Source organism: Salinisphaera sp. G21_0 (assembly GCF_017744115.1).
Classification (GTDB): Bacteria; Pseudomonadota; Gammaproteobacteria; order Pseudomonadales; family Endozoicomonadaceae; genus Endozoicomonas.
The window spans coordinates 1-1321 of sequence record NZ_JAGHQW010000170.1; the positions used below are offsets into that span (position 1 = coordinate 1).

Consider the following 1321-nt stretch of genomic DNA (forward strand, 5'->3'; position numbering starts at 1 on the left):
GGCACACGCCGGCATCGGGGGTGGGTGGGTTGGTGCCGGGAAAAAGCTTGCCAGATCCTCGGATGTCAATACCAACGACGACATCAGGAGGTGGGCTGGCGTTGGAGGAACGGTTACCGACACCACAGCGTTGAACAGCAGGGTCGAAACCTCGCGTATGAGTGCACACGCCGGCATCGGAGGCGGGGTGGTTAACCATGGAGCAACGGTTGCCAACACCACGGCGGTGAACAGCACGGTCGTAACCTCGGAAGACCATGCCAAAGCTGCCATTGGGGGGGGAGTGGTTTACGATGGAGGAACGGTTGCCAACACCACGGCGATGAACAGCACGGTGGAAACCTCGGGTAAACTTGCATACGCCGGCATCGGGGGAGGGGTGGTTTTAGATGGAGGAACGGTTGCCAACACCACGGCGCTGGACAGCACGGTCAAAACCTCGGGTAAATTTGCAAACGCCGGCATCGGGGGGGGAGTGGTTTACGATGGAGGAACGGTTGCCAACACCACGGCGGTGGACAGCACGGTCGAAACCTCGGGTAACTATGCACACGCCGGCATCGGGGCGGGAGTGGTTTACGATGGAGGAACGGTTGCCAACACCACGGTGGTGAACAGCAGGTTCGAAAGCAAGGGTTGGGATGCACCCCACCGCATTGAGCGGAGGAGTGTTGGCGATGGAGTAGGGGTTGCCGATATCCCCGCGGTGGACGGTAGGGTTGCCGACACCCCGGCGGTGGACGGCAGTAATGCCGCTACAGCGACAACAGCCGCTGCGATGGGAATTACCACAGGTTCCCTTCTGGCAGCGGGCGGATTGGGGATTGCCGGCTATTCAACCTATCAATGGATTACCGGTTACCAGGAGGGGTTGCGTGGTCAGGAGCTGGCGATGAAACCACTGACTCGTGGTAAAGAACTGGCAAGCTCTGCGGTCAACTCAGTATCCCGGGGTATTCAGGGAATCCGGGAACGAATGAACAGGCAGAGTGTTCCTGCGCAGGATCCAGACCATGAATGAGTTCGGTACAGACTGACTGAGCTGGGGTAGCTGGCCATATGGAATCGAATATTTCTGGCTTCTTGGGCTGGTACTATGCGAGGCACAACGGAGGGAGCATAGCCGTAGCGACCGGAGTTGTAACGAAGGAGAGTGCCGACACAAGGAGCCAGAAATATATGCTTTCACAGGGTGTAAGCGCTTATTTAAGGACGTCTTCAAAACCCATCATCTGTCTGCCACGCTAACCCCTGTTTCAAAAACAGGAGCGAGCCGTGAATCAAAAACAACCTAACCGCCGTACTTCTGAACAGTGGCAAG

1 pseudogene is annotated in these 1321 nt (G+C 57.5%); it reads left to right on the forward strand.

Going from position 1 to position 1321, the window contains the following annotated elements:
- Window positions 1-1021 (forward strand): annotated as a pseudogene (locus J7439_RS25460) (hypothetical protein); the annotation flags it as partial.
- Between the last annotated feature and the right edge of the window lie 300 nt (window positions 1022-1321).